The 24,428-nt window shown below is 41.8% G+C and carries 25 protein-coding genes; all 25 read right to left on the bottom strand.

The window, feature by feature from the left end; all coding sequences use genetic code 11:
* Positions 1 to 20: 20 nt before the first annotated feature.
* The 25 genes from PG418_RS10250 to PG418_RS10130 all read right to left on the bottom strand — a co-directional run bounded on the left by PG418_RS10250 (position 21) and on the right by PG418_RS10130 (position 24,351).
* Positions 21 to 1,259, bottom strand: coding sequence for an ABC transporter substrate-binding protein (locus PG418_RS10250; RefSeq protein ID WP_055157781.1), 1,239 nt, complete (start codon positions 1,257 to 1,259; stop codon positions 21 to 23).
* A gap of 329 nt (positions 1,260 to 1,588) precedes the next feature.
* Positions 1,589 to 2,578, bottom strand: coding sequence for a LacI family DNA-binding transcriptional regulator (locus PG418_RS10245; RefSeq protein ID WP_008372602.1), 990 nt, complete (start codon positions 2,576 to 2,578; stop codon positions 1,589 to 1,591).
* Between the two features lie 272 nt (positions 2,579 to 2,850).
* Complete coding sequence (gene araA / locus PG418_RS10240; RefSeq protein ID WP_022220176.1) at positions 2,851 to 4,350, bottom strand: L-arabinose isomerase; 1,500 nt, start codon at positions 4,348 to 4,350, stop codon at positions 2,851 to 2,853.
* Between the two features lie 160 nt (positions 4,351 to 4,510).
* Positions 4,511 to 5,200: an L-ribulose-5-phosphate 4-epimerase gene (gene araD / locus PG418_RS10235; protein WP_022220177.1), complete on the bottom strand. Its 690-nt coding sequence runs from the start codon at positions 5,198 to 5,200 to the stop codon at positions 4,511 to 4,513.
* A gap of 42 nt (positions 5,201 to 5,242) precedes the next feature.
* Positions 5,243 to 6,838, bottom strand: coding sequence for a xylulokinase (locus PG418_RS10230; RefSeq protein WP_055297547.1), 1,596 nt, complete (start codon positions 6,836 to 6,838; stop codon positions 5,243 to 5,245).
* Between the two features lie 50 nt (positions 6,839 to 6,888).
* Complete coding sequence (locus tag PG418_RS10225) at positions 6,889 to 8,016, bottom strand: GntR family transcriptional regulator (protein ID WP_022220179.1); 1,128 nt, start codon at positions 8,014 to 8,016, stop codon at positions 6,889 to 6,891.
* Between the two features lie 410 nt (positions 8,017 to 8,426).
* Positions 8,427 to 8,870: a ribose 5-phosphate isomerase B gene (gene rpiB / locus PG418_RS10220; RefSeq protein WP_022220180.1), complete on the bottom strand. Its 444-nt coding sequence runs from the start codon at positions 8,868 to 8,870 to the stop codon at positions 8,427 to 8,429.
* Positions 8,871 to 9,044: 174 nt separating this feature from the next.
* A complete protein-coding gene (locus PG418_RS10215; protein WP_008372592.1) occupies positions 9,045 to 10,070 on the bottom strand; it encodes an ABC transporter permease subunit in 1,026 nt (341 codons plus the stop codon).
* Positions 10,070 to 11,137 carry an ABC transporter permease gene (locus PG418_RS10210; protein WP_008372590.1) on the bottom strand — a complete coding sequence of 356 codons (1,068 nt, stop codon included), beginning with the start codon at positions 11,135 to 11,137 and terminating at the stop codon, positions 10,070 to 10,072. Before PG418_RS10210 ends, PG418_RS10215 begins: the two co-directional genes overlap by 1 nt.
* Entirely contained in the window at positions 11,137 to 12,648 is a 1,512-nt protein-coding gene (locus PG418_RS10205) for a sugar ABC transporter ATP-binding protein (protein ID WP_117823726.1), read from the bottom strand. Before PG418_RS10205 ends, PG418_RS10210 begins: the two co-directional genes overlap by 1 nt.
* Before the next feature lie 142 nt (positions 12,649 to 12,790).
* Positions 12,791 to 13,888, bottom strand: coding sequence for an ABC transporter substrate-binding protein (locus PG418_RS10200; RefSeq protein ID WP_008372586.1), 1,098 nt, complete (start codon positions 13,886 to 13,888; stop codon positions 12,791 to 12,793).
* A 137-nt stretch (positions 13,889 to 14,025) separates the two neighbouring features.
* Positions 14,026 to 15,054: a sensor histidine kinase gene (locus tag PG418_RS10195; RefSeq protein WP_498837347.1), complete on the bottom strand. Its 1,029-nt coding sequence runs from the start codon at positions 15,052 to 15,054 to the stop codon at positions 14,026 to 14,028.
* A gap of 123 nt (positions 15,055 to 15,177) precedes the next feature.
* The gene (locus tag PG418_RS10190; protein WP_498837346.1) at positions 15,178 to 15,513 is read right to left on the bottom strand and encodes a hypothetical protein; all 336 of its coding nucleotides are present in this window, start codon (positions 15,511 to 15,513) and stop codon (positions 15,178 to 15,180) included.
* 3 nt (positions 15,514 to 15,516) lie between these two features.
* Entirely contained in the window at positions 15,517 to 17,133 is a 1,617-nt protein-coding gene (locus PG418_RS10185) for a response regulator (protein ID WP_173686537.1), read from the bottom strand.
* Positions 17,134 to 17,147: 14 nt separating this feature from the next.
* On the bottom strand, positions 17,148 to 18,377 hold the full coding sequence (locus PG418_RS10180) for an ABC transporter substrate-binding protein (protein WP_270475956.1): 1,230 nt from the start codon (positions 18,375 to 18,377) through the stop codon (positions 17,148 to 17,150).
* Positions 18,378 to 18,536: 159 nt separating this feature from the next.
* The gene (locus PG418_RS10175) at positions 18,537 to 19,073 is read right to left on the bottom strand and encodes a bL17 family ribosomal protein (RefSeq protein ID WP_022220184.1); all 537 of its coding nucleotides are present in this window, start codon (positions 19,071 to 19,073) and stop codon (positions 18,537 to 18,539) included.
* A 146-nt stretch (positions 19,074 to 19,219) separates the two neighbouring features.
* Entirely contained in the window at positions 19,220 to 20,179 is a 960-nt protein-coding gene (locus PG418_RS10170) for a DNA-directed RNA polymerase subunit alpha (protein ID WP_008372575.1), read from the bottom strand.
* 146 nt (positions 20,180 to 20,325) lie between these two features.
* On the bottom strand, positions 20,326 to 20,919 hold the full coding sequence (gene rpsD / locus PG418_RS10165) for a 30S ribosomal protein S4 (RefSeq protein WP_022220185.1): 594 nt from the start codon (positions 20,917 to 20,919) through the stop codon (positions 20,326 to 20,328).
* Positions 20,920 to 20,945: 26 nt separating this feature from the next.
* The gene (gene rpsK / locus PG418_RS10160) at positions 20,946 to 21,341 is read right to left on the bottom strand and encodes a 30S ribosomal protein S11 (RefSeq protein ID WP_008372572.1); all 396 of its coding nucleotides are present in this window, start codon (positions 21,339 to 21,341) and stop codon (positions 20,946 to 20,948) included.
* A gap of 40 nt (positions 21,342 to 21,381) precedes the next feature.
* The gene (rpsM, locus tag PG418_RS10155) at positions 21,382 to 21,750 is read right to left on the bottom strand and encodes a 30S ribosomal protein S13 (protein ID WP_022220186.1); all 369 of its coding nucleotides are present in this window, start codon (positions 21,748 to 21,750) and stop codon (positions 21,382 to 21,384) included.
* 456 nt (positions 21,751 to 22,206) lie between these two features.
* Positions 22,207 to 22,320 (bottom strand): 50S ribosomal protein L36, encoded by a 114-nt coding sequence (gene rpmJ, locus PG418_RS10150; RefSeq protein WP_005339020.1) that lies wholly within the window; start codon positions 22,318 to 22,320, stop codon positions 22,207 to 22,209.
* Positions 22,321 to 22,439: 119 nt separating this feature from the next.
* Positions 22,440 to 22,658 (bottom strand): translation initiation factor IF-1, encoded by a 219-nt coding sequence (gene infA, locus PG418_RS10145; protein WP_004607275.1) that lies wholly within the window; start codon positions 22,656 to 22,658, stop codon positions 22,440 to 22,442.
* Complete coding sequence (locus PG418_RS10140; RefSeq protein WP_055157816.1) at positions 22,659 to 22,919, bottom strand: KOW domain-containing RNA-binding protein; 261 nt, start codon at positions 22,917 to 22,919, stop codon at positions 22,659 to 22,661.
* Positions 22,920 to 22,938: 19 nt separating this feature from the next.
* Complete coding sequence (map, locus tag PG418_RS10135) at positions 22,939 to 23,703, bottom strand: type I methionyl aminopeptidase (RefSeq protein ID WP_173685588.1); 765 nt, start codon at positions 23,701 to 23,703, stop codon at positions 22,939 to 22,941.
* A 3-nt stretch (positions 23,704 to 23,706) separates the two neighbouring features.
* The gene (locus PG418_RS10130) at positions 23,707 to 24,351 is read right to left on the bottom strand and encodes an adenylate kinase (RefSeq protein ID WP_022220188.1); all 645 of its coding nucleotides are present in this window, start codon (positions 24,349 to 24,351) and stop codon (positions 23,707 to 23,709) included.
* Between the last annotated feature and the right edge of the window lie 77 nt (positions 24,352 to 24,428).

Raw genomic sequence — 24,428 nt, 5'->3', positions numbered from 1 at the left:
GCCGGTTTGTTTGTATGCTATTACTGTGCGTCTGCTGCTTCTTTTAAAACATCTTTTACATCCATGTATGAGCTTGGATTGAAAATCTGTTCAAATGATAAGCTGAGGTTTTCTGAAATTTCTGACCAGTCTTCAATCAGGAAGCTTGCCGGAGTATGTCCATCACTCTGCTCAAGCATCTCATAGAATGGTGCATATTCTGGTTCATCCATGATACCTTCAGATTCTACAACACTGTTAAGTACCGGAAGTTCCATACCGATTCTTGCTTTGTTGCATTCTTCGCCTGTCCAGTATTTTACAAATTCCCATGCAGCATCTTTATTCTTGCTGTCCTTTGAAATAGAAAGTCCTGAAGAGCTCAGAATACTTACAGAGGTCTTTCCGTCAAAAGAAGGAATTTTTGCCACACCATAATTCATTCCATCCTCATTAAGAGAAGCAATTGACCATGATCCATATACATACATTGCTACTGTACCGGCACGGAATTCATCAGTTCCGTTCTTTTCTGTTGCAATTGCATATCCGTCTTTTTCCATATCCTGGAACATTTTAAATACTTCCTGAGATTCTTTTGAATCAATTTGACCTGCCATCTGTCCGTCTTCGTCACAATATGCAGTTCCATTGCTCCACAGATACATTTCAAAATCATACGGATCTGGTTTCATCTGGAATGCAAAACCTTTCTGACCTGTCTTTTCTTCAATTGTCTTGGCAGCTGCCTGAAGATCCGACCATGTCCAGTCATCTGTAGGTTCTTCTACACCAGCCTGTGCAAAAAGATCTTTGTTATAGAAAAGTGAATGTGTTGTAAATCCCACTGGAATACCATATGTTGTTCCGTCTAATGAGTTGTAATTCCACAGTGTGCTGTAGAAATCATTCTTATAGTCATCGCCTTCTTTGTCGATATACTCATCCAGAGGTTCAAGACCATCTGCATATGCCGGGTAGTTCCACATATACATAACATCCGGTGTATCTCCAGATCCCATACCTGCACTGATCTTTGTATCAAAATCACTTCCGTATGCTTCCAGTGTTACTTCAATGTCATCATGTTCCTCATTAAATTTATCTACAAGTTTCTGCTGAGCATCTACATCATCAGCTACATCCCATGTTGCAAAACGTATTGCTGTCTTTCCGTCACTTGTCTTTCCATTATTACTGTCTTTCTTGTTTCCACAAGCAGTCAGCATCATTGTTCCTGTAAGTGCAAGTACGCACATTACTGCAATTTTCCTCTTCATAAATCATTTCCTCCTTTGATTCACTTATTTTATTTGGTAAAACCACTATACCGTTTTACCGGTTAAATGTAAATACTTTTTACCCTATAAATATTTTTTCTCTATTTTACCTATTATTTACACCATATTTTTATATACTTTTCACAATTTTTATCTTGGTAAAACTATATTTTTATTTTAAATAAAGTTGTCTGTTTTTACTTGATTGATTTTAACTCTTTATTTTTAGCTAAAAAATCATAACAAAACAATCTGTCATCACTCGATCTGTATACATAAAGAGACTATAGGACATTCTCCGTTCCATAGCCTCTTACTTTTTTACCTTATTAAAATTTTTTAACACTGTCACGTATATAAAGTTTAGTCGGGATTGAAACTTTTACACAAATCTCTCTTCCATGTATAATTCGCTCTTCCAGAAGTTTTACTGCATATTCTCCCATGAACTCCATGTACAATCTCACCGTAGTAAGTGGAGGAACCATGTATTTCGCAGTTGGGATATCATTAAAGCCAATAATACTGATATCATCCGGTATTTTAAGCCCAAGTTCATATGCAGCCCGATAACTTCCTGCTGCCATCGAATCATTCGCAACAAACAAGGCAGTCGGCAGATTCCCTTCCTCGTAAAACTCTTTCAGAAGTTTGTATCCATATTTTGCATAATAAGCACCAAACTTTGTATATTCCGGGTGATACAGTCCCCGTTTTTTCAAAGCGTTCTGAAAATGCTGTATTCTCGTATCCAGTACTTCATCCCCCTCCTTATCAACTTCTCGACAGCCGATCATCCCTATTTTCGTATGTCCACACCCTACCAGATAGGAAACAATCTCTTCTACTGCCCGTCTATAGTCTACCACAATTGAATCGAATCTCTTTGGGTTTGGATCTGCATCAATAAATATAACCGGGCATTCCCATATCTCTATTGCTTCTACCATTTTTTTTGTGAATGTACCGGTACAGATTACACCATCTAATCCGTTGATCATCTCCGGCGAATCATCCAGTTTCACAATCACCTTTGTATATCCTTCTTCTTCCAGTTTTTTTTCTATAGCAAGCCTGATACAAAGATAATAAGGATCCTGAAGTTCTTCTTCAGGAGAATAAGAATAAAATACACCTATCTTCAGTTTTCGCCTGCGTTTTTTCTGTGCGCGTACTTCGTATTCTAATTCCTCTGCAATTTCAAAAATTCTTTTTTTTGTCTCTTCCTGCGCATTCAAAGTTTCATCATGATTCAACACTCTGGATACTGTCGCTATGGAAACCCCCGCTTTTGCCGCAATGTCCTTAATCGTCGCCATGTCCTTCCCCCATTATTTCTCTTTCTTTTTATTTTCTTTCAATATTGCCTTAATGCATTTTCCCTTGATGACTTTCCTTTGCAATTTATTCAATTCATTATAGCACACATTTCGGAGAAATAAATAGCTTTAGTAAAATTTAACTTTTTTACTGCTCTGTTTTTCAACTTTTACTTTTACCTAGAACTTTATACGTTGCAAAAAACCAGGCAGTTCACTTTTAAATGTGATTCTGCCCGGTTGTTTATTTCTTAGAATTCATCTGCTACTATTTATTTTCTATACGCAGCTTCATTCCATCTTAATTCATTTTTGAAATCTCTGATCTTTGTATCTTTATCGATATAAACAGCTTCGATTCCCATTTCTTCTGCCCAGTCACCCATCTGTTCCGGTGTCAGGTCATAAGAGAATGCTGTATGGTGAGCTCCACCTGCCAGGATCCAAGCTTCTGCACCTGTTCTGAGGTCTGGCTGTGGTGTCCAGAATGCAGTTGCAACCGGAAGCTTCGGCATCGGTTTTTCTGTCTTCTTGCAGTCTACACTGTTGATGATCAGGCGGAATCTGTCGCCAAGATCAACAAGTGATGTTGCGACAGCCGGTCCTTCTTTGGCTGTAAATACAAGACGTGTAGGGTCTTCTCTGTCACCCATGCTAAGCGGCTGGCACTTGATGCTGATCGGTCCATCTGCGATTGTCGGGCAAACTTCCAGCATATGAGCTTCCAGGATACCTTCTTTTCCAGGTACAAGGTTGTATGTGTAGTCTTCCATGAAGGAAGTTCCCTTTGCATCTTTCTTGCCCTGTGTCATGATCTTCATTACACGAACCATAGCTGCTGTCTTCCAGTCACCTTCCGCACCGAAACCATATCCTTTTTCCATCAGTCTCTGCATTGCAAGTCCCGGAAGCTGCTGAAGTGATCCAAGATCTCCGAAGTGTGTAACAATTGCCTGATAATTGTTTGCTTCAAGGAATCTTTCAAATCCAAGTTCGATCTGAGCCTGAACTGCCACATGTTTTCTGAATTCAGCTTCATCTCTTCCTTCCAGAAGGATCTGATATTTGTCATAGTATTCTTCAACAAGTGCATTTACATCACCCTGTCCAACTTGAGCTACTGCGTCAGCAACTTCATTTACCGGGTAAGCATCAACTTCCCATCCGAATTTGATCTGAGCCTCTACTTTGTCACCTTCTGTTACGGCAACGTTTCTCATGTTGTCAGCTACACGCATAACACGTACATGACTGCTTTCGATGACACCAACTGCTGTACGCATCCAGTCACCGATTCTTTCCTGTGTTTCTTTGTCTTCCCAGTAACCCATGATGACTTTACGGTTCTTATGAAGGCGTGTGAAAATATGTCCGAATTCACGGTCACCATGAGCTGCCTGATTCTCATTCATGAAGTCCATATCGATGGTGTCGTATGGGATTTCACGGTTGAACTGTGTATGAAGGTGAAGTAATGGTTTTCTCAGTTCTTTTAATCCGAGAATCCATGATTTTGCCGGTGAGAATGTATGGCACCATGTAATAACACCTGCACAGTTTTCATCTGTATTTGCTTCGTTGAAGGTTCTTCTGATTACTTCATTCGTGATCAGGGTTGGTTTCCAGACTACTTCGTATGGAAGAATTCCTGATTCATTGAGGGCTTTTACGATGATCTGTGAATGTTCTGCTACATGTGCGAGACATTCATCTCCGTATAAATCCTGTGATCCTGTGCAAAACCAAAATTTGTAATCTTTCTGTACTAACATGTTTTTATTCTCCTTTTTGTTTAATTGATTTACTCTATCTTCCCAATACAAGTTCGGTCTTACTAAGCTCGCAGTCGCATACGCTCCCACTCGCTAAGTACGCCGAACAGGCAACGCACTAAATTCATGTGTCGCCTACGGCTCGCATTCATTAAGTGCTTTAGCCTTGTCCATAGTACGCGTCTTTACCGTGTTTTCTGTAGTAGTGTTTATCCTGTAATTCCTGTGGGGCAGGTTTTACGTCTGGATTGATCATTTCGCAGCGAGCTGCCATTTTAGCTACTTCTTCGAGTACGACTGCATTATGTACTGCATTGTGTGGATCGGTTCCCCAGGTGAATGGTCCGTGGTTCTTGCAGAGTACTGCAGGCATTGCCATGTATTCTGTACCTTTGAAATGTTCCACAATGAGAACTCCTGTATTCTTCTCATATGCTTCGTCGATTTCTTCTTTTGTCAGATTGCGGACACATGGGATCTCACCGTACATATAGTCGGCATGTGTGGTTCCGTAGCAAGGGATTCCTCTTCCTGCCTGTGCCCAACTGGTTGCCCATGGGGAATGTGTATGGACGATACCACCCATATCCGGGAACGCTTTGTAGAGTTCCAGATGTGTTGCCGTATCAGAAGACGGATTTAAGTTGCCTTCCACGCGGTTTCCTTCCAGGTCTACAACAACCATGTCATCTGCTGTCATTTTGTCATAATCCACACCGCTCGGTTTGATCACAACAAGCCCGCTTTCGCGGTCGATTCCGCTGACATTGCCCCAGGTAAATGTGACAAGTCCATACTTAGGCAGAAGCATATTGGCTTCATAAACCTCTTTTTTCAGTTCTTCTAACATTGCTTTAGCCTCCTACTGTGTTTATGTAAAATATTTCGGGTTCTATTTCATAGTCTCTGTTGCAGCTTTCATGATCGGAAGCGTCTTCTTGAAGCGTTCGATAAATGTATTGTATCCTTCTACATCCTTCGGATCCGGATCCATCTTTGTACCCTTCTGTCCTGCAAATACTTTTGCATCCAGATAATCATCCAGGGCTTCGTCTTCTGCCTTGTTGTTCATGTAAGATGCAAGAAGTGCGATTCCCCATGCTCCGCCTTCTCCGGCTGTCTCCATAACAGATACCGGTGTGTCAAGTGCTGCTGCCAGGATGCTCTGTCCAACGCCTTTTGTCTTAAAGAGTCCACCGTGTCCGAGAATCTCATCAACGGCTACCTTCTCTTCTTTCAGAAGAATGTCCATTCCGACTTTCAGGACTTCCAGAGATGCATATAAGTTTGCTCTCATGAAGTTTGCAAGATTGAATTTGCTGTCTGGCATACGAACAAATAACGGACGTCCTTCATCAAATCCAACAACCGGTTCTCCTGCGAAGAAGTTATAAGACATCAGACCGCCACAGTCTGCATCACCTTCCAGAGCTTTGTTGTAAAGAGTTCCGAACAGATCGTTCATATCGACTTTCATACCGAATGCTTCTGCAAATTCTTTGAAAATATTTACCCATGCATTCAGATCTGAAGTACAGTTGTTGCAGTGAACCATTGCCACGGCATCTCCTGCAGGTGTTGTTACCATATCGATCTCTTCATGTACTTTCTCAAGTGCTTTTTCAAGAACAACCATTGCAAATACACTGGTTCCTGCTGATACATTACCGGTGCGGATTCTGACGCTATTCGTAGCTGCCATACCGGTTCCTGCATCACCTTCCGGAGGGCATACCGGAATGCCTGCCTGAAGCTTTCCTGTTGGGTCCAGAAGCTTTGCACCTTCTTCGGTAAGTGTTCCTGCCTTTTCACCTGCAACCAAGACTTTTGGAAGGATATCTTCTACTTTCCAAGGATATCCTTTCGGTGCAACCAGTTCATCGAACTTGGCAAGCATCTCTTTATTCCAGTTACGTGTTGTGCTGTCGATCGGGAACATTCCGGATGCGTCACCAACGCCAAGGACTTTCTCTCCTGTCAGTTTCCAGTGTACATAACCTGCAAGCGTTGTAATAAAATCAATATCCTTTACATGCTCTTCTTTGTTCAGAATTGCCTGATACAGATGTGCTCCGCTCCATCTCTGTGGCATATTGAAACGGAATAATTCTGTCAGTTCTTTTGCTGCCTGCTCTGTCATTGTATTTCTCCATGTACGGAACGGTACAAGCTGTTCTCCTGCTTTGTCAAATACCATATATCCATGCATCATGGCACTGAATCCAAGTGCTCCGACAGTAGTAAGCTCTACGTCATACTGCTTCTTCACATCTACAGCAAGATCTCTGTAGCAGTCCTGAAGACCTGTCCAGATATCCTCTAACGTGTAAGTCCAGACACCGTTGTCAAGACGGTTCTCCCATTCATGGCTTCCCGAAGCAATCGGTGCATTATCTTCTCCTACCAGAACTGCTTTGATTCGTGTGGAACCAAACTCGATTCCAAGGGAAGTCTTTCCCGCTTCGATCATACTTTTTACATCACTCATTTTTTCTTTACCTTTCCTTTCATAAAATATATTTGATTTGATAAATATTTCTATTTGATGATTTTTACAGAACTCCGGTTGATAATCTCCGGTTTCAGTTCCACACTGTCCGGCACTTCTTTCTCCTGCATAAGATCAAGGATCTCTTCTGCTGCCTTCTTCGCTAGCTCCCGGATCGGATTCTTCACAGAAGCAAGCGGTACTTCGCAATAATTTGCCAGATCAGAATCATCGATTCCAATGATCGACATCTTGTCCGGCACTTTGATCTTCTGTTCCAGACATGTCGCCGCAAGGTTGCTCGCAACCTCATCGTTGTAGCATACACATGCCGTACATCCCTGAATCCTTCTTAAAATCCAGCTGCTCTCCTCACGCATATTGCGATTGCGCACATCTTCGGTATCAATCCAGACAATCCGTTTATCTTCGATCCTGATATCTGCTTCCATTAAAGCTTCGATATAACCGGCATACCTTCTGTGTCCCTGCCCGTCATCTGCCTTGAAAATTGCTGCGATCTCACGGTGTCCGCACTGGATCAGATATTTCGTCGCCATCTTCCCTGCTATCTTGTCATCAAGACTTACATGCGGCGCTTTCAGTTCCGGATAATAGCTGTTGATAAAGATCACCGGGATTCCCTGCTCCATGATCTGCCTGTACAGATTGAGATTTGGATTAGGAAGGCCACTCTTTGTCGGTTCCGCTATAATTCCATCCACTCTTTTCTTATCCAGAATGCTTTTCAATATAAAACGTTCTTTGTCTACAGAATTGTTGGTGATGGAAATCTGGATTCCATATCCGGCGCGTGACATCTTGTTCTCGATTTCCTGAATAATACCAGAAAAAATATATTCCTGAACAAAAGTTGTCATCACTGCGATCTGCATCGTTTTTTTTCGTCTGACCCCGATGATGCCACTTTCCTTTATATAAGTCCCACTTCCACGGCGTTTCTCGATCATACCTTCTTTTTCCAGAACAGCGATCGCATGTCTGACGGTCTGACGGCTTACCCCAAACCGGTCACAAAGCTGGTATTCCGACTCTATCCGCTCTCCCGGCTGCAGTTTTTCCGCTTCAATCTGTTCTCGAATCCATCTTACAATTCCTTCATATTTTGCTGATGTTTCTTTCACTTTTTTCTTCTTTTCCACCTGATTTACGTACAAATCCCCTGCTCTCCTTACCTCTAATATACCTTAAGAAACACCTGATTTTCAACCCGTAATATGTTACAAATTATCGTACAACTTTTGTATATTTTTGCTAAGTTGTATTTATTATATGTGTACAACTTGAATACATATTTGTTTTTCATCGAGGTCCTAACTTGTATTCTTCTTTTTGTATCTTTTGTGCACTTCTTATAAAACATCAAATAATATGGTATTGTTTTTTGATGCCACCAAAACAAGTATAACAAGCTTTTTTCGATTCACGTACTTCTGTAACCTCTTCCCTTCACCAAATGCAGAACCTTGTGCAAGCGCCAATCTGCACTTGGCTCACCATATACACAACAAGAGCAGATAAAAGCTTTTTCATTGCCTTTATCTGCTCTTGTTGTTTTTCATCCGCGCTATTGATTTTCTTCGATCGCCATAATCATATCTACACGATCCTGGTGACGTCCCCCAAGGAACTCTGCACCAAGAAATGTATCAAGGATCATCTTTGCCATCTCGATTCCAATTACTCTTGCACCGAACGCAATCACATTTGCATTATTATGTTCTCTTGCCATCTTTGCCGTATATGGTTCAGAACACACCGCTGCGCGGACACCGTGAACCTTATTGGCTGCCATGGAAATTCCAAGACCGGTTCCACAGATTGCAACTCCGAGATCCACTTCTCCGTCTGCAACTGCTTTTCCAATCTTTTCCCCATATTTCGGATAAGGACAGCTCTCATAAGAATCAGTTCCGTAATTGACAACTTCATATCCTTTTTCCACAAGATACTCTACCACCTGCTTTTTCATATCCACTGCAGAATGGTCATTCGCAATCCCTATTTTCATATCTCATCTTCCTCCTTCCCCTTTATACTCAATACTTACAAAAAGAACACCGGATGTACGATATGAACATCCGGTGTTTAAATCCTACTTTTTTATTATAGGCAATTAAAAAGTTTCCGTCAATACCCGTCGTTTTCTCTTTTCGCCTGTAATGTTTCAAGTACTGTTCTTTCTTTAGTTTTTCTTCTTCAGGCTTGCAAATACAGACTGCAGAACGATGAAGAAGCAGAGGAGTGCGGAAAGTACGATTCGTACCCACCAGCTTGAAAGTGTTCCCTGTGTAGTGATCAGACTTGAAATCGTTCCTTTAATCAGTACACCGAACAGGGTTCCGAATGGAGTTCCGACACCACCACTAAGTAGTGTACCCCCGATAACGGCTGCTGAAATCGCATCCATCTCAAGACCTTTTGCCTGTTCTACGAATCCGGCACAGCTGTTCATACAGAAAAGGAATCCGCCGAGTCCTGCAAGAAAGCCGTCCAGAAGGTATGCAGCCATTTTTGTTCTCTTAACATTCAGTCCCATCATAAGTGCACTCTGTTCATTTCCACCAATCGCATATACAGAACGTCCGAATTTTGTATACTTCATAACGATTATGATTACGATCAGAACGATGATTGCAATGATAACTGTCGGATAAATATATGCCGGGAGGAATTTTCCCCTCTTACTGTAAGAACCAAACGGCATGTAAATTTTGTATTTAGCCCATGCCATGAAAGTTGCATTTTTGATAGAAATCATATCTGTACTGATGATTGATGTCATACCACGTCCAAAGAACATACCTGCCAGTGTAACAATGAATGGCTGGATCTCCAGATAAGATACCAGGAATCCCTGAACCAGACCAAAGAGAAGTCCGATCACCAGTGCCATAAGAAGTGCGGTATAAGCGCTTGCACCGTGATTTTCCATCTGGTTTGCAGCAACCATACATACAAGTGCTGTAACAGAACCAACTGAGATATCGATTCCAGCTGTGATCATAACGATCGTTTCGCCCATCGCGATAACCAGAAGACCTGCATTGGAAATGAACAGATTCAGGAACATCTGCGGTTTTGCAAAACCTTTGTCGTTAAATACGATCATACCCGCTGCGTACATTACAACAAACAGTAAAATTGTAATCATAAGGAGGAATGTCGTTCCGTTAATTTTCTTTTTTGTTCCGGATACTTTTGCTTTCATTAGTTAGCTCCTCCTTTCACTGCAGCCTTTGATGTTCTTTTTTCTTTCTGCACTGCAATAAATTTCTTGAATACCGGGCTCTGAAGGACAACGATGACTACAACAACGATTGCCTTGTAGACCGGAAGCTGATCGGCTGATACATTCAATCCGTAAAGAACAGTTGTAAGTGCCTGGATTGTATAAGCTCCGATCACAGATCCCATCAGGCTGAACTTACCACCACCAAGGGCATTTCCACCAAGGGCAACTGCAAGGATGGCATCCATTTCAAGGTTCAGACCAATGTTGTTGGCATCTGCTGAGTAGATACGGCTGGAAGCCACAAATCCTGCAACACCTGCAAGTACACCACAGATCAGGTAAGTAAGGAACTTGATCATGGTTGAATTAAGTCCGACCAGTCTGGATGCGGTTCCGTTAATACCAACGCTCTCGATATAAAGTCCAAGAGCTGTCTTTTTCAAAATAACATATGCAATGATAACTACGATAATTGCAATTACAACTGGCATCGGAATCGGGAATTTTCCGACATAGCTTCCGAATACCTGATAAGATTTCACACGGATATATGTAATCTGTCCGTCTGTGATCAGCTGGGCGATACCACGTCCTGCTGTGTAAAGGATCAATGTCGCAACCATCGGCTGAATATTCAGCTTTGCAACCAGAAATCCGTTAAATGCACCGCAGATTCCTGAAGCAACCAGTGCTGCAAGAAATGCAACGATAATCGGTGCTGACAGAGAGTTTACAGATACTTCCCCACCGGAAAGGATCTGGCAGCATACGGCTCCTGCGACTGCCATAACAGCTCCGACACTGATGTCCTGTCCTCCGGAAGCTGCTGTAACAAGTGTCATACCAACTGACAAAATAACCAGCTCGGATGCACGGTTGATCACATCGACCGGATATCCGTATGGAACTCCATTCTTAAGAGACATGCTTAAGAAGCCCGGAATTGTAATTGTAGCTACGATAATGATTGCAAGCAGACACACCAGTGGCATGAAAAGCCTCATAGAGGTAAGCTTTTTCCATGTTGATTTATTTGTGCTCATTACTCTTCACCTCCTGCGATTGCTTTCATGATACCTTCCTGTGATAATTCATCACCGGAAATTTCTCCAACCTTCTTACCGTCTCGCATAACTGCCATACGTGAACAGGTACGGAGCATTTCTTCTACTTCTGAAGAAATAAATGCAACCGCCATTCCCTGATCTGCAAGATCAAGTACCAGTTTCTGGATCTCTGTCTTGGTTCCGATATCAATACCTCTTGTAGGTTCATCCAGGATCAGGAAATCCGGATTGGTAAGAAGCCATCTACCAATGATAACCTTCTGCTGGTTACCACCTGACAGACTCTTGATCGGAGTTTCACGGCTTGCTGTCTTAATCTGAAGCATCTTAATATATTTATCTGCTGCTTCATCCATTTCTTTTCTGCTCATTGGATGGAACATACCTTTTTTCGCCTGAAGTGCGATAATAATATTTTCACGGACAGACAGATCTGCGATGATACCATCTTTCTTTCTGTCTTCCGGAAGATATGCCATACCAAGCTTCATTGCATCGATCGGAGCATGAATCTTCACTTCTTTTCCGTTAACTTTCAGTTTACCGGAATCTGCTTTATCAGCTCCATAAATTGCACGGACAAGTTCCGAACGTCCGGATCCAAGAAGTCCTGTAAATCCGACAACCTCACCTTTGTTGATCGTCATATCAAACGGTTTGATCGTTCCTTTATGGCTAAGTCCTTCTGCCTCGATAACCGGGATGAATTCTTTGAGTTCTGCATGATCTCCCTTGATATCTGCAAGATCATCAAAGTCTTTACCCATCATCTTGGCAACAAGCATAACTCTTGGCAGATCTTTGACTTCGTATTCGCCAACCAGTTCCCCATTTCGTAAAACTGTGATTCTGTCACAGACCTCATATACCTGTTCCAGGAAGTGTGTTACGAAAATAATACCTACACCTTCATCTTTCAGTCTGTTCATCAGTTTGAACAGTTTTGCAACCTCATCATCGTCCAGAGATGAAGTTGGCTCATCAAGGATCAGAACCTTACATTTCATATCAACTGCACGTGCGATTGCGATCATCTGCTGTCTTGCCAGAGAAACCTCTTCCAGCTTCTGGGTAGCTGAAGCATCAATTTCAAGACTCTTAAGCAATTCTGTTGCACGTTTGTTCATTGTACGCCAGTCAATAAATCCTGCTTTTCTTGGTTCGCGTCCAATAAACAGATTTTCTGCCACCGTCAGGTTCGGGCAAAGGTTAACTTCCTGATATACAGTACTGATACCATTGTTCTGTGCGTCCTGAGGTGATTTATTAATAATCGGACCGTCTTTTCCATCCAGACGGATCTCGCCATTTTCAAATTCATGTACACCGGTAAGAACCTTGATCAGTGTAGATTTACCTGCACCGTTCTCACCCATCAGAGCGTGAATTTCGCCCTTGCGAAGTGTAAAATCAACATGCTGCAATGCTTTTACACCGGGAAATGTCTTGGAAATATCCCGCATTGTAAGTACAACATTACCCTCCATACTCTTCCACCTGCTTTCCTTTTTTCAATAAAGAGGGCGTAGTATAAATATCCGGCACATTCCGATTATTATCTACCACGCCTCTCTATTCATTCACCCTTATGTGTCTGTCAAATTATATATCCGACTTTCCTAATGCATTTTAGTATGCACGTTTGTCAAGAATATCCTGTGTAAGTGGTGTTACATCAAAATCTTTTTCTTCGTCTAAGCTGTTTGTAGCTTTTACAGATTTAACTGTGTCATCATGAGCAAAGATTTCTTCATCTACATAGTTCAATTTATCAATGTCTTCGCCAGCTTCAAGTTTTTTGATAAGTTCTTCAGCACGTGGTCCGTGAAGTGGGTTACACTCTACATCGCATTCGATCTTTCCATCAAGAACATCCTGAAGTCCTGCATGTGTTGTATCGAAAGAAATTACCATGATTTCGCCGTTAGCGATATCAGATCCAACTGTCTTACCTGCTGCTTCGATTGCATCGATTGCTCCGAATGCTTCGTTATCATTCTCGCAGTATACTACATTGATGTTGTCATACTGTTTCAGCATAGACTCCATAACTTCCTGACCTTTAGCCTGTGTAAATTCACCTGTCTGCTGAGCTACAAGATCCCATCCGTATTTGTCAACGCCTTCTTCAAGACCTTTTGTACGTCCGATCTGAGCTGTAGATCCGATTGTTCCCTGGATATCAGCGATATGGATATCAGATGCTGCGATTCCTTTTGCTTCTGCAAATCCGTTCAGCCATTCAGCTGCTTTACGACCTTCACAAAGAGCATCGGTTCCGATCCATGTTGTGTAAAGGCTGTCATCAGATACATCAACCATACGGTCAACGATGATTACCGGGATGTCTGCATCTTTTGCTTCCTGAAGAACTGTATCCCATCCTGTCTCTGTAACAGGTGCAAGAAGAATGTAATCAACCTCCTGCTGGATAAAGTTACGGATTGCTGTGATCTGGTTTTCCTGTTTCTGCTGAGCATCATCAAAGATCAGGTCATATCCGTTTTCTTTGCTGAATGTGTCTTTCATTGACTGAGAGTTTGCTGTACGCCAGTCAGATTCTGCACCTACCTGTGAGAAACCTACTGTGATCACATCATCGGATGAGCTTGATGAATCACTGCTCTTGTCGCTGCTGTCAGATCCTTTGCTTCCACCGCATCCAACTGCTAAAGCTGCTGTCATCGCTGCACATAACAATACTGCTAACACTTTTCTTTTTTTCATTTTACATGTTCCTCCTTCATTGGGTTTTCTTAACCTCTTGATGTACTTATAATAATAAAATTTTCATACTTTTAATACGGAAAATCTTCCTCTTTTGGTAGAATATTTTCTGCTTTTCCGTGAAAAAGTTAGTTTTTTTATGATGGAAGTTGAATATTTTTAGCTGCTATGATGATCGTCGCATTTGTGCCTTCATTTTCCTTGCTTTCAAAGAACACTCCGTATTCTTCCCCGTAATAATACTTGATTCTCTGGTTCACATTCGATACACCAAAGCCCTTCGCTTCATCTCCTGTATCCGTCCCTGCCATCTTTTTCCGGAGACTATTCAGTTCTTCCTCTGTCATACCTTTTCCATTGTCAATGACCTGGAAAATGATTTTATCTCCCTGCTTTTTACCGGTAATCAGGATTTTACCTTTCCCCCGCTTATTCTTAATTCCATGATAAAGCGCATTTTCGACAAGAGGCTGCAGTGTAAGCTTCGGTATAATGTAGCCGTAGATCTCCTCATCCATCTGGATCTCATAGTCCAGGATATCCTGATAGCGGAACTGCTGGATCTCCAGATAGCTCTCAATATGCGTCCGCTCTTCTTTCACTGTAATATAATCATGTCCTTTGCTTAAGGTTGTGCGGAAAAAATCAGAGAGCGAGGTTACCATTTTCACAACCTCTGCACTTTTATTTTCCTCAGCAAGCCATACAATGGCATCAAGAGTATTGTAAAGGAAATGTGGATTGATCTGTTCCTGCAGAAGTCGGTTCTCAATAATTCTGAGATTTTCCTGCTTTTTCCGGATATCATCTACCAGAATCCCGATTTCCTCTGTCATATCGTTAAAGCTCCGCGTGAGCACCGCAATCTCGTCCCCCGCTTCGACCTGTGTTTTTACAGAAAAATCACCGCCGGCAACCTTCTCTGTCAGATCACACAGATCGCGGATCGGTCTTGTCACACTTCTTGCTGCTCGTCCACTGAGCAGCAGGGAAATACTCATCGCAACAATTGCCACTCCGACCGCTAAAATGGTCGAATTACGGTTATTCCGGTTCAGTTCCGTCTGTACAGTCACAAAATTGGAAGTTTCCAGATAGACATAGTCCTGGATTCCGGTCTGTACCAGTGTCGTCAGATCTTTGACATTACTGTTAAAATATTCCATTCTCTCATCATAAGAAGTCCGTTCTTTAATCTGTTTATCCAGATCCTGTACACAAAAACGGAGTGAAGACAGTGAATTTTTAATACGTCCCGCCTGTGACTGGGTGAGCGGAACCGTCGCATTTTACGTCATCTTATCACACGCCTCTTCCATCTCCGTAATATAGTCGTATGGATTCACCGTCACTACTCCATTTACCGTCGTAACTCCATCTCCGACCTCCTTAAGCTGCTTATTACTTACCACAGCAAGATACACACTATAATCCAGCCGACTTTTAAAGTCTTTCACATAACGGTTGGCATAGGCAATACTTTTTGTAATCTCAGAATAAGCTGATGCCGCATTATTTAAAGACACGATCAAATAGGCGGCCAGAATTACCATTGGCAGAAATGCTGACAGCGAAATGGAAAGCAGTTTCTTATTGATCGACCAGTTCTTATATTTCACCTTCATATTTTATCCCCTTCCTCTTGAACGGAATTCCTTCGGCGAACATCCCTGTGTCTTTTTGAATATATAGCTGAAATAATGGGAATCTTTGTATCCCACCTCATATCCGATGTCCGATGTCCTCTTATCCGAACACATCAGAAGCTCTTTTGCTTTTTCCATACGAACACCCGTCAGATATTCTACAAAGGTTGAGCCAACCTCCTGACTAAACAAAGAGCTGAAATAGCTCGGACTGATGTTGACGCTCGAAGCCACCAGGTTCAGTGAAATATTCTCTGACATATAATTTTGTCCGATATAATCTCTCGCTTTTTCAATAATTTCTGAATAGCGTCTGCCCGATGCCTGCTCTCTTAACCGGATCATTCGTCTGACTATATTTTCCAGGTACTTCCTCGTTGCCTCCAGTTCCTGCACATACTGCGATACCTCCTGCACATCGCCAAGCTCTCTTTCAATATCTTCTTTTTCAATGTTCAAACTGTCTCCCAGACTTTGGACGCTGATAAAAGTATCCATTACAATATACTGTCTCAACATCATCGACTGCAGGTTCTGCTCACCAATTGCATCAAAATATGCATCCATAAAGCTTTTTACTTCATTTTCCGTTCCTGTCTTCAGGAAACGCTCCAGCATTTTCCGGTTCTCCGCCATGGTTCCGAGTCTGTGCATCTCAACGTCATTCTGAACCCCCATTTGATGAACCTCTGAATAACTCACAAACTGTCTCAAACTTCTTGAAAAACGCTCTGCAAAGGCTCTGTTTGCATCATTGTAGGATCTTTTAATCTCACTGAACCTCCCCACCTGACTTCCAATTCCTCCAAAATATTCCAGATTTTTATATTTTTCCAGAACTTTTTCCAGATCTTCCCTAAATGTCTGAGCTCTCGCAGTCAGTTCTTCACCAACAGCTCCCTGTGCAATAAATCCCCATCCTTCTACACCTCTCCGGAACCACAGGAGCTTTTCTGTCTGCTCACTCAGATTTTCTATATTTTCAGTTGCACTTACAATATCCTCGCTATAATCCATCGGATGATCGATCATAATGATCTTAAAGAGGATCACACAATATCCCTCTGCACTGATTTCAATTCCCAGTTGCTTTCCCTGCTCCAGGCATTCTCCAAATGGCATACTTCCTGCAAACACCTGATTGAAAAACTGAAACTTTTCACTTTCTTTGTTTTCCTGCATTTCACGGGCATATTGATTCATCTGCTCTTTTTCGCTTTGCTCTTTCCGGATTTCTTCTGCTACTTTGTTAACTGCATCCAACAATTTTTCTGAAGAAATTGGCTTCAGAAGATAATCGGTTACACCGATCTTAATCGCCATCTTTGCATAATCAAACTCATTATATCCACTCAGAATCATGATTTTCGTAGCCGGAAGTACTTTTTTAACCTGCTCGCTGAGTTCCAGTCCATCCATAAAAGGCATCTTAATATCCGTGATCAGGATGTCTGGTTTCTTTTCAAGAATCATCGGTAACGCAAGTTCTCCATCACTTGCCTCTCCGACAAAGTCATATCCATGCATTTCCCAATTAATACTGTTCTTGATCCCATTTCTGATAATAATTTCATCTTCAACCAAAAATACTTTTATCATTCTTCTTCCTGCCTTTAATATGTTCTGTTTTCTATAATTTCATCCAAATCCATAGTTCCATCAAAATATGTTTCTTCCACGTATTGTTCCTTATCAATGGAAATATCCGATTCCAGTCTCTGGATCAGTTCTGCCGCTTTCGGTCCCTGGCCCGGATTGCATTCAAAGGTTACATTCAATTTACCTTCTTTTACAGCTTCGATCCCCGCTTTGCTTCCACCAAATGAAATCACAATAATATCTCCGTCCTCTCCACAGGTCTTTCCTGATTTCTCGATCGCATCGATGGCTCCCAGTGCCATCTCGTCACTCTCTGCAAACACTACCCGTAAATCCGGTTCCTGCTCAAGAAATAGTTTCATGACTTTCTGTGCCTCTTCTCTGGAATTGTCACCGGTCTGTTGTGCCACCATCTCCCAGTCCGAATACTTCTCCAGCATAGTCTGATATCCCTGCGCTCTCGTCAGCTGCTCTTCCGAGCCGATGGATTCCTGAATCGCGGCGATCTTGATGGTAATGTCTTCTTCTGTCTGCTCATCCTCTGTCGAATCCGTCTCATCCTTCGCCGTTGAACTGCTTTTCATAATTTTATCAAAAATGGATGCACTGCTATCTGTCGCTTTTGAACTGTCTGTATTTACTTCCGTATCTTCACTGTCCGTCTGTTCCGATTCTTCCTGAGTCGGTGTCTCAGAAGCCGCCTTTTCTTTCTCTGCCTTTTTCTCGTCCTCTTCTTTCAGATATTCATCCAACCATTTTCCTGCCTTTTTCATCTGTTTTCCGTAATCACTTCCAAGCATGCACGAATACAGACTGCTGTCATCCGTATCAACACCGTTATTCACAAGGATTACAGGAATATGTGCCTTTTTTGCATCTTCCAGCACATCATCCCAGCCAATTTCAGAAATCGGATTCAGAATGATATAGTCCACACCCTGTTTTATAAATCCTTTCACATCTTCAATCTGTTTTTCCTGATCGCTACCTGCATCTGCATACACCGCTTCATAGCCGTTTGATTTGACAAATGTATCCATAAAAGACGCTGTATTTGCATCCTTCCATGAGCTTTCTTCTCCACTCTGTGAAATTCCCACTGTGATCAGATAATCGAACTCGCTTTGCAGATTATCCCCATTTCTTGTCTCTCCTGTAAATAAAGAAAGTGCAAATGTACCAGCCGATATAATCAATATCAATACTGCCGCAACCTTTAAAATAAATCGCCCTACACGTCCCATGTCGTTCCTCCTTCACGTCTGTTAAAGGACATTCTTTTCAGATGTTTTCTATTATACACTGACTTTTATCAGAAAGAAAGGTAGAAATCGAGCAGACCAGCTCACTATATACACAAAAAACCACAGGCATAAATGCCTGTGGCTTTCGATCTCATTTGATTATACAAGCTCAAGAATAACTTCCATTGCAGCGTCACCTTTACGCTGTCCAATTTTGATGATTCTTGTATATCCGCCGTTGCGGTCTGCATACTTCGGAGCAATCTCTGTAAACAGTTTGTCTACGAGATCAACTTCTTTTGTATTTTTCTTCTTTCCAGCTGCAGCAGTCGGAACTTCTGTTACAGGGTAAAGTACTTTCAGCATCTGACGTCTTGCATGAAGTCTTGACGGATTGTCTTTTTTGATTGTCTTTTCAACTTCTTCGTATACAGTAACTTTCTTACCATCTACTACTTCTTTAACTCTCTTGCCTTCTGCATCTTTCTTAGCAACTTTAGCTTTGATTGTAACTTCTTCGAAGTTATCTTTTTCTTTTACAGCTGAAGCGATAAGACCTTCTGCGATCTTACGGATTTCTTTAGCTTTAGCTTCTGTTGTTCTGATTTTTCCGTGCTGAAGAAGCATTGTTACCTGATTTCTCAGTAATGCTTTTCTCTGACTTGCTGTTCTTCCAAGTTTTCTATACTTTGCCATTTTTTTATCCTCCATTATTCGGGACATACCGGCATGCACCTTCGGTCTTACTGCGGATATGCCATCTGGTTATGCTTTCATCGGGCTTACTAGCCAGATCGTGTGTCAGTGTTTCTGCCTGTATTCACATGCGAAACGGGAACTTCTTATTCGTCTCCCTGGCTGAGTTCAAGACCAAGTTCTTTTAATTTAGCAAGAACTTCTTCAAGAGATTTACGTCCAAGGTTACGAACTTTCATCATATCTTCTGATGTTCTGTTTGTAAGTTCTTCTACAGTATTGATTCCTGCTCTCTTCAGACAGTTATATGAACGAACAGAAAGTTCAAGTTCATCAATACTCATTTCAAGAACTTTTTCTTTTTCATCGTCTTCCTTTTCAATCATAACTTCCGCTGACTGAGCAACTTCAGAAAGATCAATAAAGAGCTTGAGATGTTCATTTAATACTTTTGCAGCAAGGCTGACTGCTTCATCCGGTGCAAGAGTACCATTTGTATAAACATCAAGTGTGAGTTTATCATAATCGGTAATCTGTCCGACACGAGTATTCTGAACTGTAAGATTTACACGCTCAACCGGTGTATAGATAGAGTCGATCGGAATTACACCAATCGGCATATCTTCTGTCTTATTCTTATCAGAACCTACATATCCTCTTCCCTTTGTGATAGTCAGTTCCATATAAAGCTTGCTGTCTGCACCGCCGTTAAGTGTAGCGATTACAGTTTCCGGATTCATGATTTCAATATCAGAATCTGCCTGAATATCAGCAGCTGTAACTACGCCCTCTCCCTCAAATTCGATGTAAGCTGTTTTCGGCTCATCTGTCTCGGAAGAATTCTTAATTGCGAGTGTTTTTAAATTCATGATAATTTCAGTTACGTCTTCCTTTACGCCCGGAATAGAACTGAACTCATGCAATACTCCGTCGATTTTAATCTGGCTGATTGCAGCTCCCGGCAGAGAAGAAAGCATAATCCTTCTCAGAGAGTTTCCAAGTGTTGTACCATATCCTCTTTCAAGTGGTTCTACAACAAATCTGCCATACTTCTTATCATCTGAAATTTCTGCAATTTCAATATTAGGTTTATTAAAATCAAACACTATTTTGGTCCCTCCTTATGGGTTTTTGTATGTTGAGGGTGTCAGTTTTTGTCCTGTTTTCGATAAAAAACAGGATATTTCCTAACAGAACCTTAACGAACCCAGGAATCAGGTTCGTTAAGTATTGCATTTTATATGAATGCGTTCTATTTAGAATATAACTCGACGATCATCATTTCGTCAACTGGAACATCGATTGCTTCACGAGTAGGAAGTTCTTTAACTGTTCCTTTCAGGTTTTCGATATCTGATTCAAGCCATTCCGGAACAAGACGTCCACCTGTAACTTCTACGATATCTTTGTATCTCTGTGAAGATTTTTTACCTTCTTTAATCTCGATCACGTCACCTGCTTTAATGAGGTAAGAAGGGATGTTAACCTGTTTTCCGTTAACAAGAACCTGTTTGTGATCAACGATCTGTCTTGCTTCACGTCTTGTTCTTGCAAATCCAAGACGGAATACTACGTTATCCAGTCTTGATTCAAGAAGAACCATCAGGTTTTCACCTGTCATTCCGCTCATCTGATCTGCTTTCTTGAAGTAGTTCAGGAACGGTTTTTCTAATACACCATAGATGAATTTAGCTTTCTGCTTTTCACGCAACTGAAGACCATACTCGCTCATTTTTCTATTGGATCTCTTTAACTGTCTGTTAGACTTTTTATCAATTCCAAGATATACCGGATCCATTCCAAGGGAACGGCATCTTTTAAGAACCGGGACTCTATTTACTGCCATGTTCGTATCCTCCTATAATAATTCGACTAGACTCTTCTTCTCTTCGGCGGGCGGCATCCATTGTGTGGTACCGGTGTTACGTCTCTGATGCTTGTTACATCAATTCCGCATGCCTGAAGAGCACGGATTGCTGCTTCTCTTCCTGAACCTGGTCCTTTTACGAATACGTCTACTGATTTAAGACCATGCGGCAGAGCTGCTTTAGCTGCTGTTTCAGCTGCCATCTGAGCTGCGTATGGAGTAGATTTTCTTGAACCTCTAAAACCAAGACCACCGGCACTTGCCCATGATAAAGCATTTCCCTGTGCATCTGTCAAAGTAACGATTGTATTATTGAAAGATGACTGGATATGTGCCTGTCCGCGTTCAACGTTTTTCTTGACACGTTTTTTTGTCACTTTTTTTGTAACTTTCTTAGCCATTTAAACTAACCTACACTTTCCTTTTTATTATTTGTCGAAATTATTTCTTCTTGTTTGCTACTGTTCTCTTAGGACCTTTTCTTGTTCTTGCATTGGTCTTTGTCTTCTGACCACGAACCGGAAGTCCTTTTCTGTGACGGATTCCTCTATAGCATCCGATTTCCTGAAGTCTCTTGATGTTAAGAGCGATCTCTCTTCTAAGATCACCTTCAACTGTCTGAGTTTCATCGATCACTGCACTGATCTTTTTAACTTCGTCATCTGTAAGATCTCTGCAGCGAGTATCAGGATTAACTCCTGCTTCTGCGAGAATACGGGTTGCACTTGTTCTTCCGATTCCATAGATATAAGTCAATCCGATTTCTACACGTTTGTCTCTTGGTAAATCTACACCTGCAATACGAGCCATTTGTGATTTCCTCCATTTTCTTTCTTTTTTTGGTTTCACATTGTCCTATAATGAGGCTGCGGGCATCCCGTTATCAAAAAGAGCCCTACCGGACTTTTCAAAATGTATCCAATGCCTCAGACACGTCCGATATCCCAGCCCAGATGCGGTTCGGTATCCGCATCCTTTCCGGCAACCGATCTCTCGGCTAATGACCGCCGGTTTTTAAGCAATATACTAGAAACCACTTGCCCGTGGTGTTCATGTATATTAAATAGTGGATAACGCTCTACACACACCCTGGCGTATCCTCTATCAGCCGCCTAATTAAGTTTACATAAATCTGTCCATTCATATGCTCCGTGCACCTAAGTTCCTCTGTCGCTCTTAAGAGCTCATCGTCATTAAGGCTTGGGAGCGGTCTTCTCACTAAATCCAAGCTGCGCCTGTGGCTTGCTTTCATTAAGTGTTCAGAACCTATCCCTGACGCTGTTTATGTTTCGGATTCTCGCAGATAATTCTGACGCTTCCTTTTCTCTTGATAACTTTGCATTTTTCGCAAATCGGTTTTACTGATGATCTAACCTTCACGTCAAATCCTCCTTTCATACCTTGCCTGGTCTGCATTTTCCCCCTGTGCGCAGAAAAAGTCCCTCGCACAGTTCGCATAAAATTATATCACCTGGATTTTGGTTTTGTCAAGTAATATTTTATTTATCTCTCCAGATAATTCTTCCTTTAGATAAATCGTATGGTGACAGTTCCAGAGTAACTTTGTCACCCGGTAAAATTTTGATAAAGTTCATACGCAGCTTTCCGCTGATATGTGCAAGTACCTGATGTCCATTTTCCAGTTCTACCTGAAACATGGCATTCGGAAGTTTTTCTACTACTGTTCCTTCGATTTCAATTACATCTGCTTTAGACATTTATTTGTCCTCCTTCTTTTCTGACATCTTATATTCTTTTAATATCCGTTTCAGCTTTACATCATCCGCTTCGGAAATCTCATGCTGTTCTCTAATGAGCTGTACATGTTTCTTTTTCTTTTTCTTTGGACTCTGAAGCGTTTTCCTCTCCCCGTCTGCAAGATATGTAAACTGTTCATCCAGTCCGACGATCACATATACCTTATCTTTATCATGACCGGCCAGAGATTTCGCAAGCATTCCTGTTTCCCATCTATCCATTTTCTGTTCCTCTGTTCTGTTATACATTTCCATCTGCAATCGACAGGATCTTCGGTTCGTCTTTTGTGATCAGAATTGTATTTTCATAATGTGCTGATTCTTTTCTGTCTGCCGTCACCACCGTCCAGTTATCACTCATCCAGCGAATCCGCTCTGTTCCGAGATTGACCATCGGCTCAATTGCCAGTGTCATTCCGGCTTTCAGCTTCGGTCCTCTTCTTCGCATCTGGAAATTCGGAATCTCCGGTGATTCATGAAGACTGGTCCCGATTCCATGTCCGCACAGTTCCCTGACAACACCGTATCCAAAGCTTTCCGCATAATCACCGATTGCTCGGGATATATCATATAGATGATTGCCTTCTTTTGCGAACTTTATTCCTTCGAAGAAGCTTTCCCTCGTTACATCGATCAGTTTCTGAAGATCCGGTCTGACCTCACCGACAGCATGTGTCCTTGCAGCATCAGAATGATAACCTTTGTAGATCACTCCTGCGTCCAGGCTCACAATATCACCTTCTTTTATGAGGTGCTTTGCTGACGGAATCCCATGAACGATTTCATCATTTACAGAAACACAGATAGACGCCGGATATCCATTGTAATTCAGAAAAGAAGGTTCGCAGCCATAGCTGCGAATAACTTCTTCACCTAATGCATCGATATCCAGTGTACTCATTCCTGGTTTTAATGCCTTCTCCAGTTCCTTATGTACGATCCCCAGAATCCTTCCGGCTTCTGTCATCAGTTCAATTTCTCTTTCTGATTTAATCGTAATCGGCATCTGTTACTCTCCTAATATAGAAACAATGGCTCCGAATACATCTTCCATATCCACTGTTCCATCAACGCTTTTCAGAATTCCCGCTTTTGTATAATAATCGATCAGCGGCTGTGTCTGATCATGATATACATGCAGCCTCTTTTCAACTGTCTCCGGTTTGTCATCATCACGAAGGATCAGCTCTCCTCCGCAGACATCACAGATTCCGTCTTTCTTCGGTGCAGCATATACAAGATGGTAAGTTGCGCCACATCCTACGCATGCGCGTCTTCCACCCATACGCTTTACAATATTCTCGTCCGGAACATCTACATCGATTGCATAGTCCATCTTCTGTCCCTTCGCTTCCAGTGCCTTATCAAGCGCCTCAGCCTGTGGAATTGTACGTGGGAAACCGTCCAGTACATATCCCTTCGTACAGTCATCCTGACTCACACGATCTACTACAAGATCTACGACCAATTCATCCGGAACAAGAAGTCCCTGATCCATATAAGTCTTCGCTTTCTTTCCAAGTTCAGTTCCGTTCTTAATATTTGCGCGGAAAATATCTCCTGTTGAAATATGAGGAATTCCGTACTTAGCGGCAATTTTTTTTGCCTGTGTACCTTTTCCTGCACCAGGAGCACCTAACATAATGATTTTCATTTTACTATTCCTCCTTCAAATGTCATAATGGCAAAAGAGCCCGTTGTCTTTGATTATACTCTAAAAGACAACGGGCT

Origin of the sequence: Bariatricus sp. TF06-38A, from assembly GCF_027690675.1 — a bacterium.
Taxonomy (GTDB): Bacteria; Bacillota; Clostridia; order Lachnospirales; family Lachnospiraceae; genus Allocoprococcus; species Allocoprococcus comes.
Note: the sequence above shows the minus strand (reverse complement) of the source record. Positions and strands in the feature narration are given on the sequence as shown.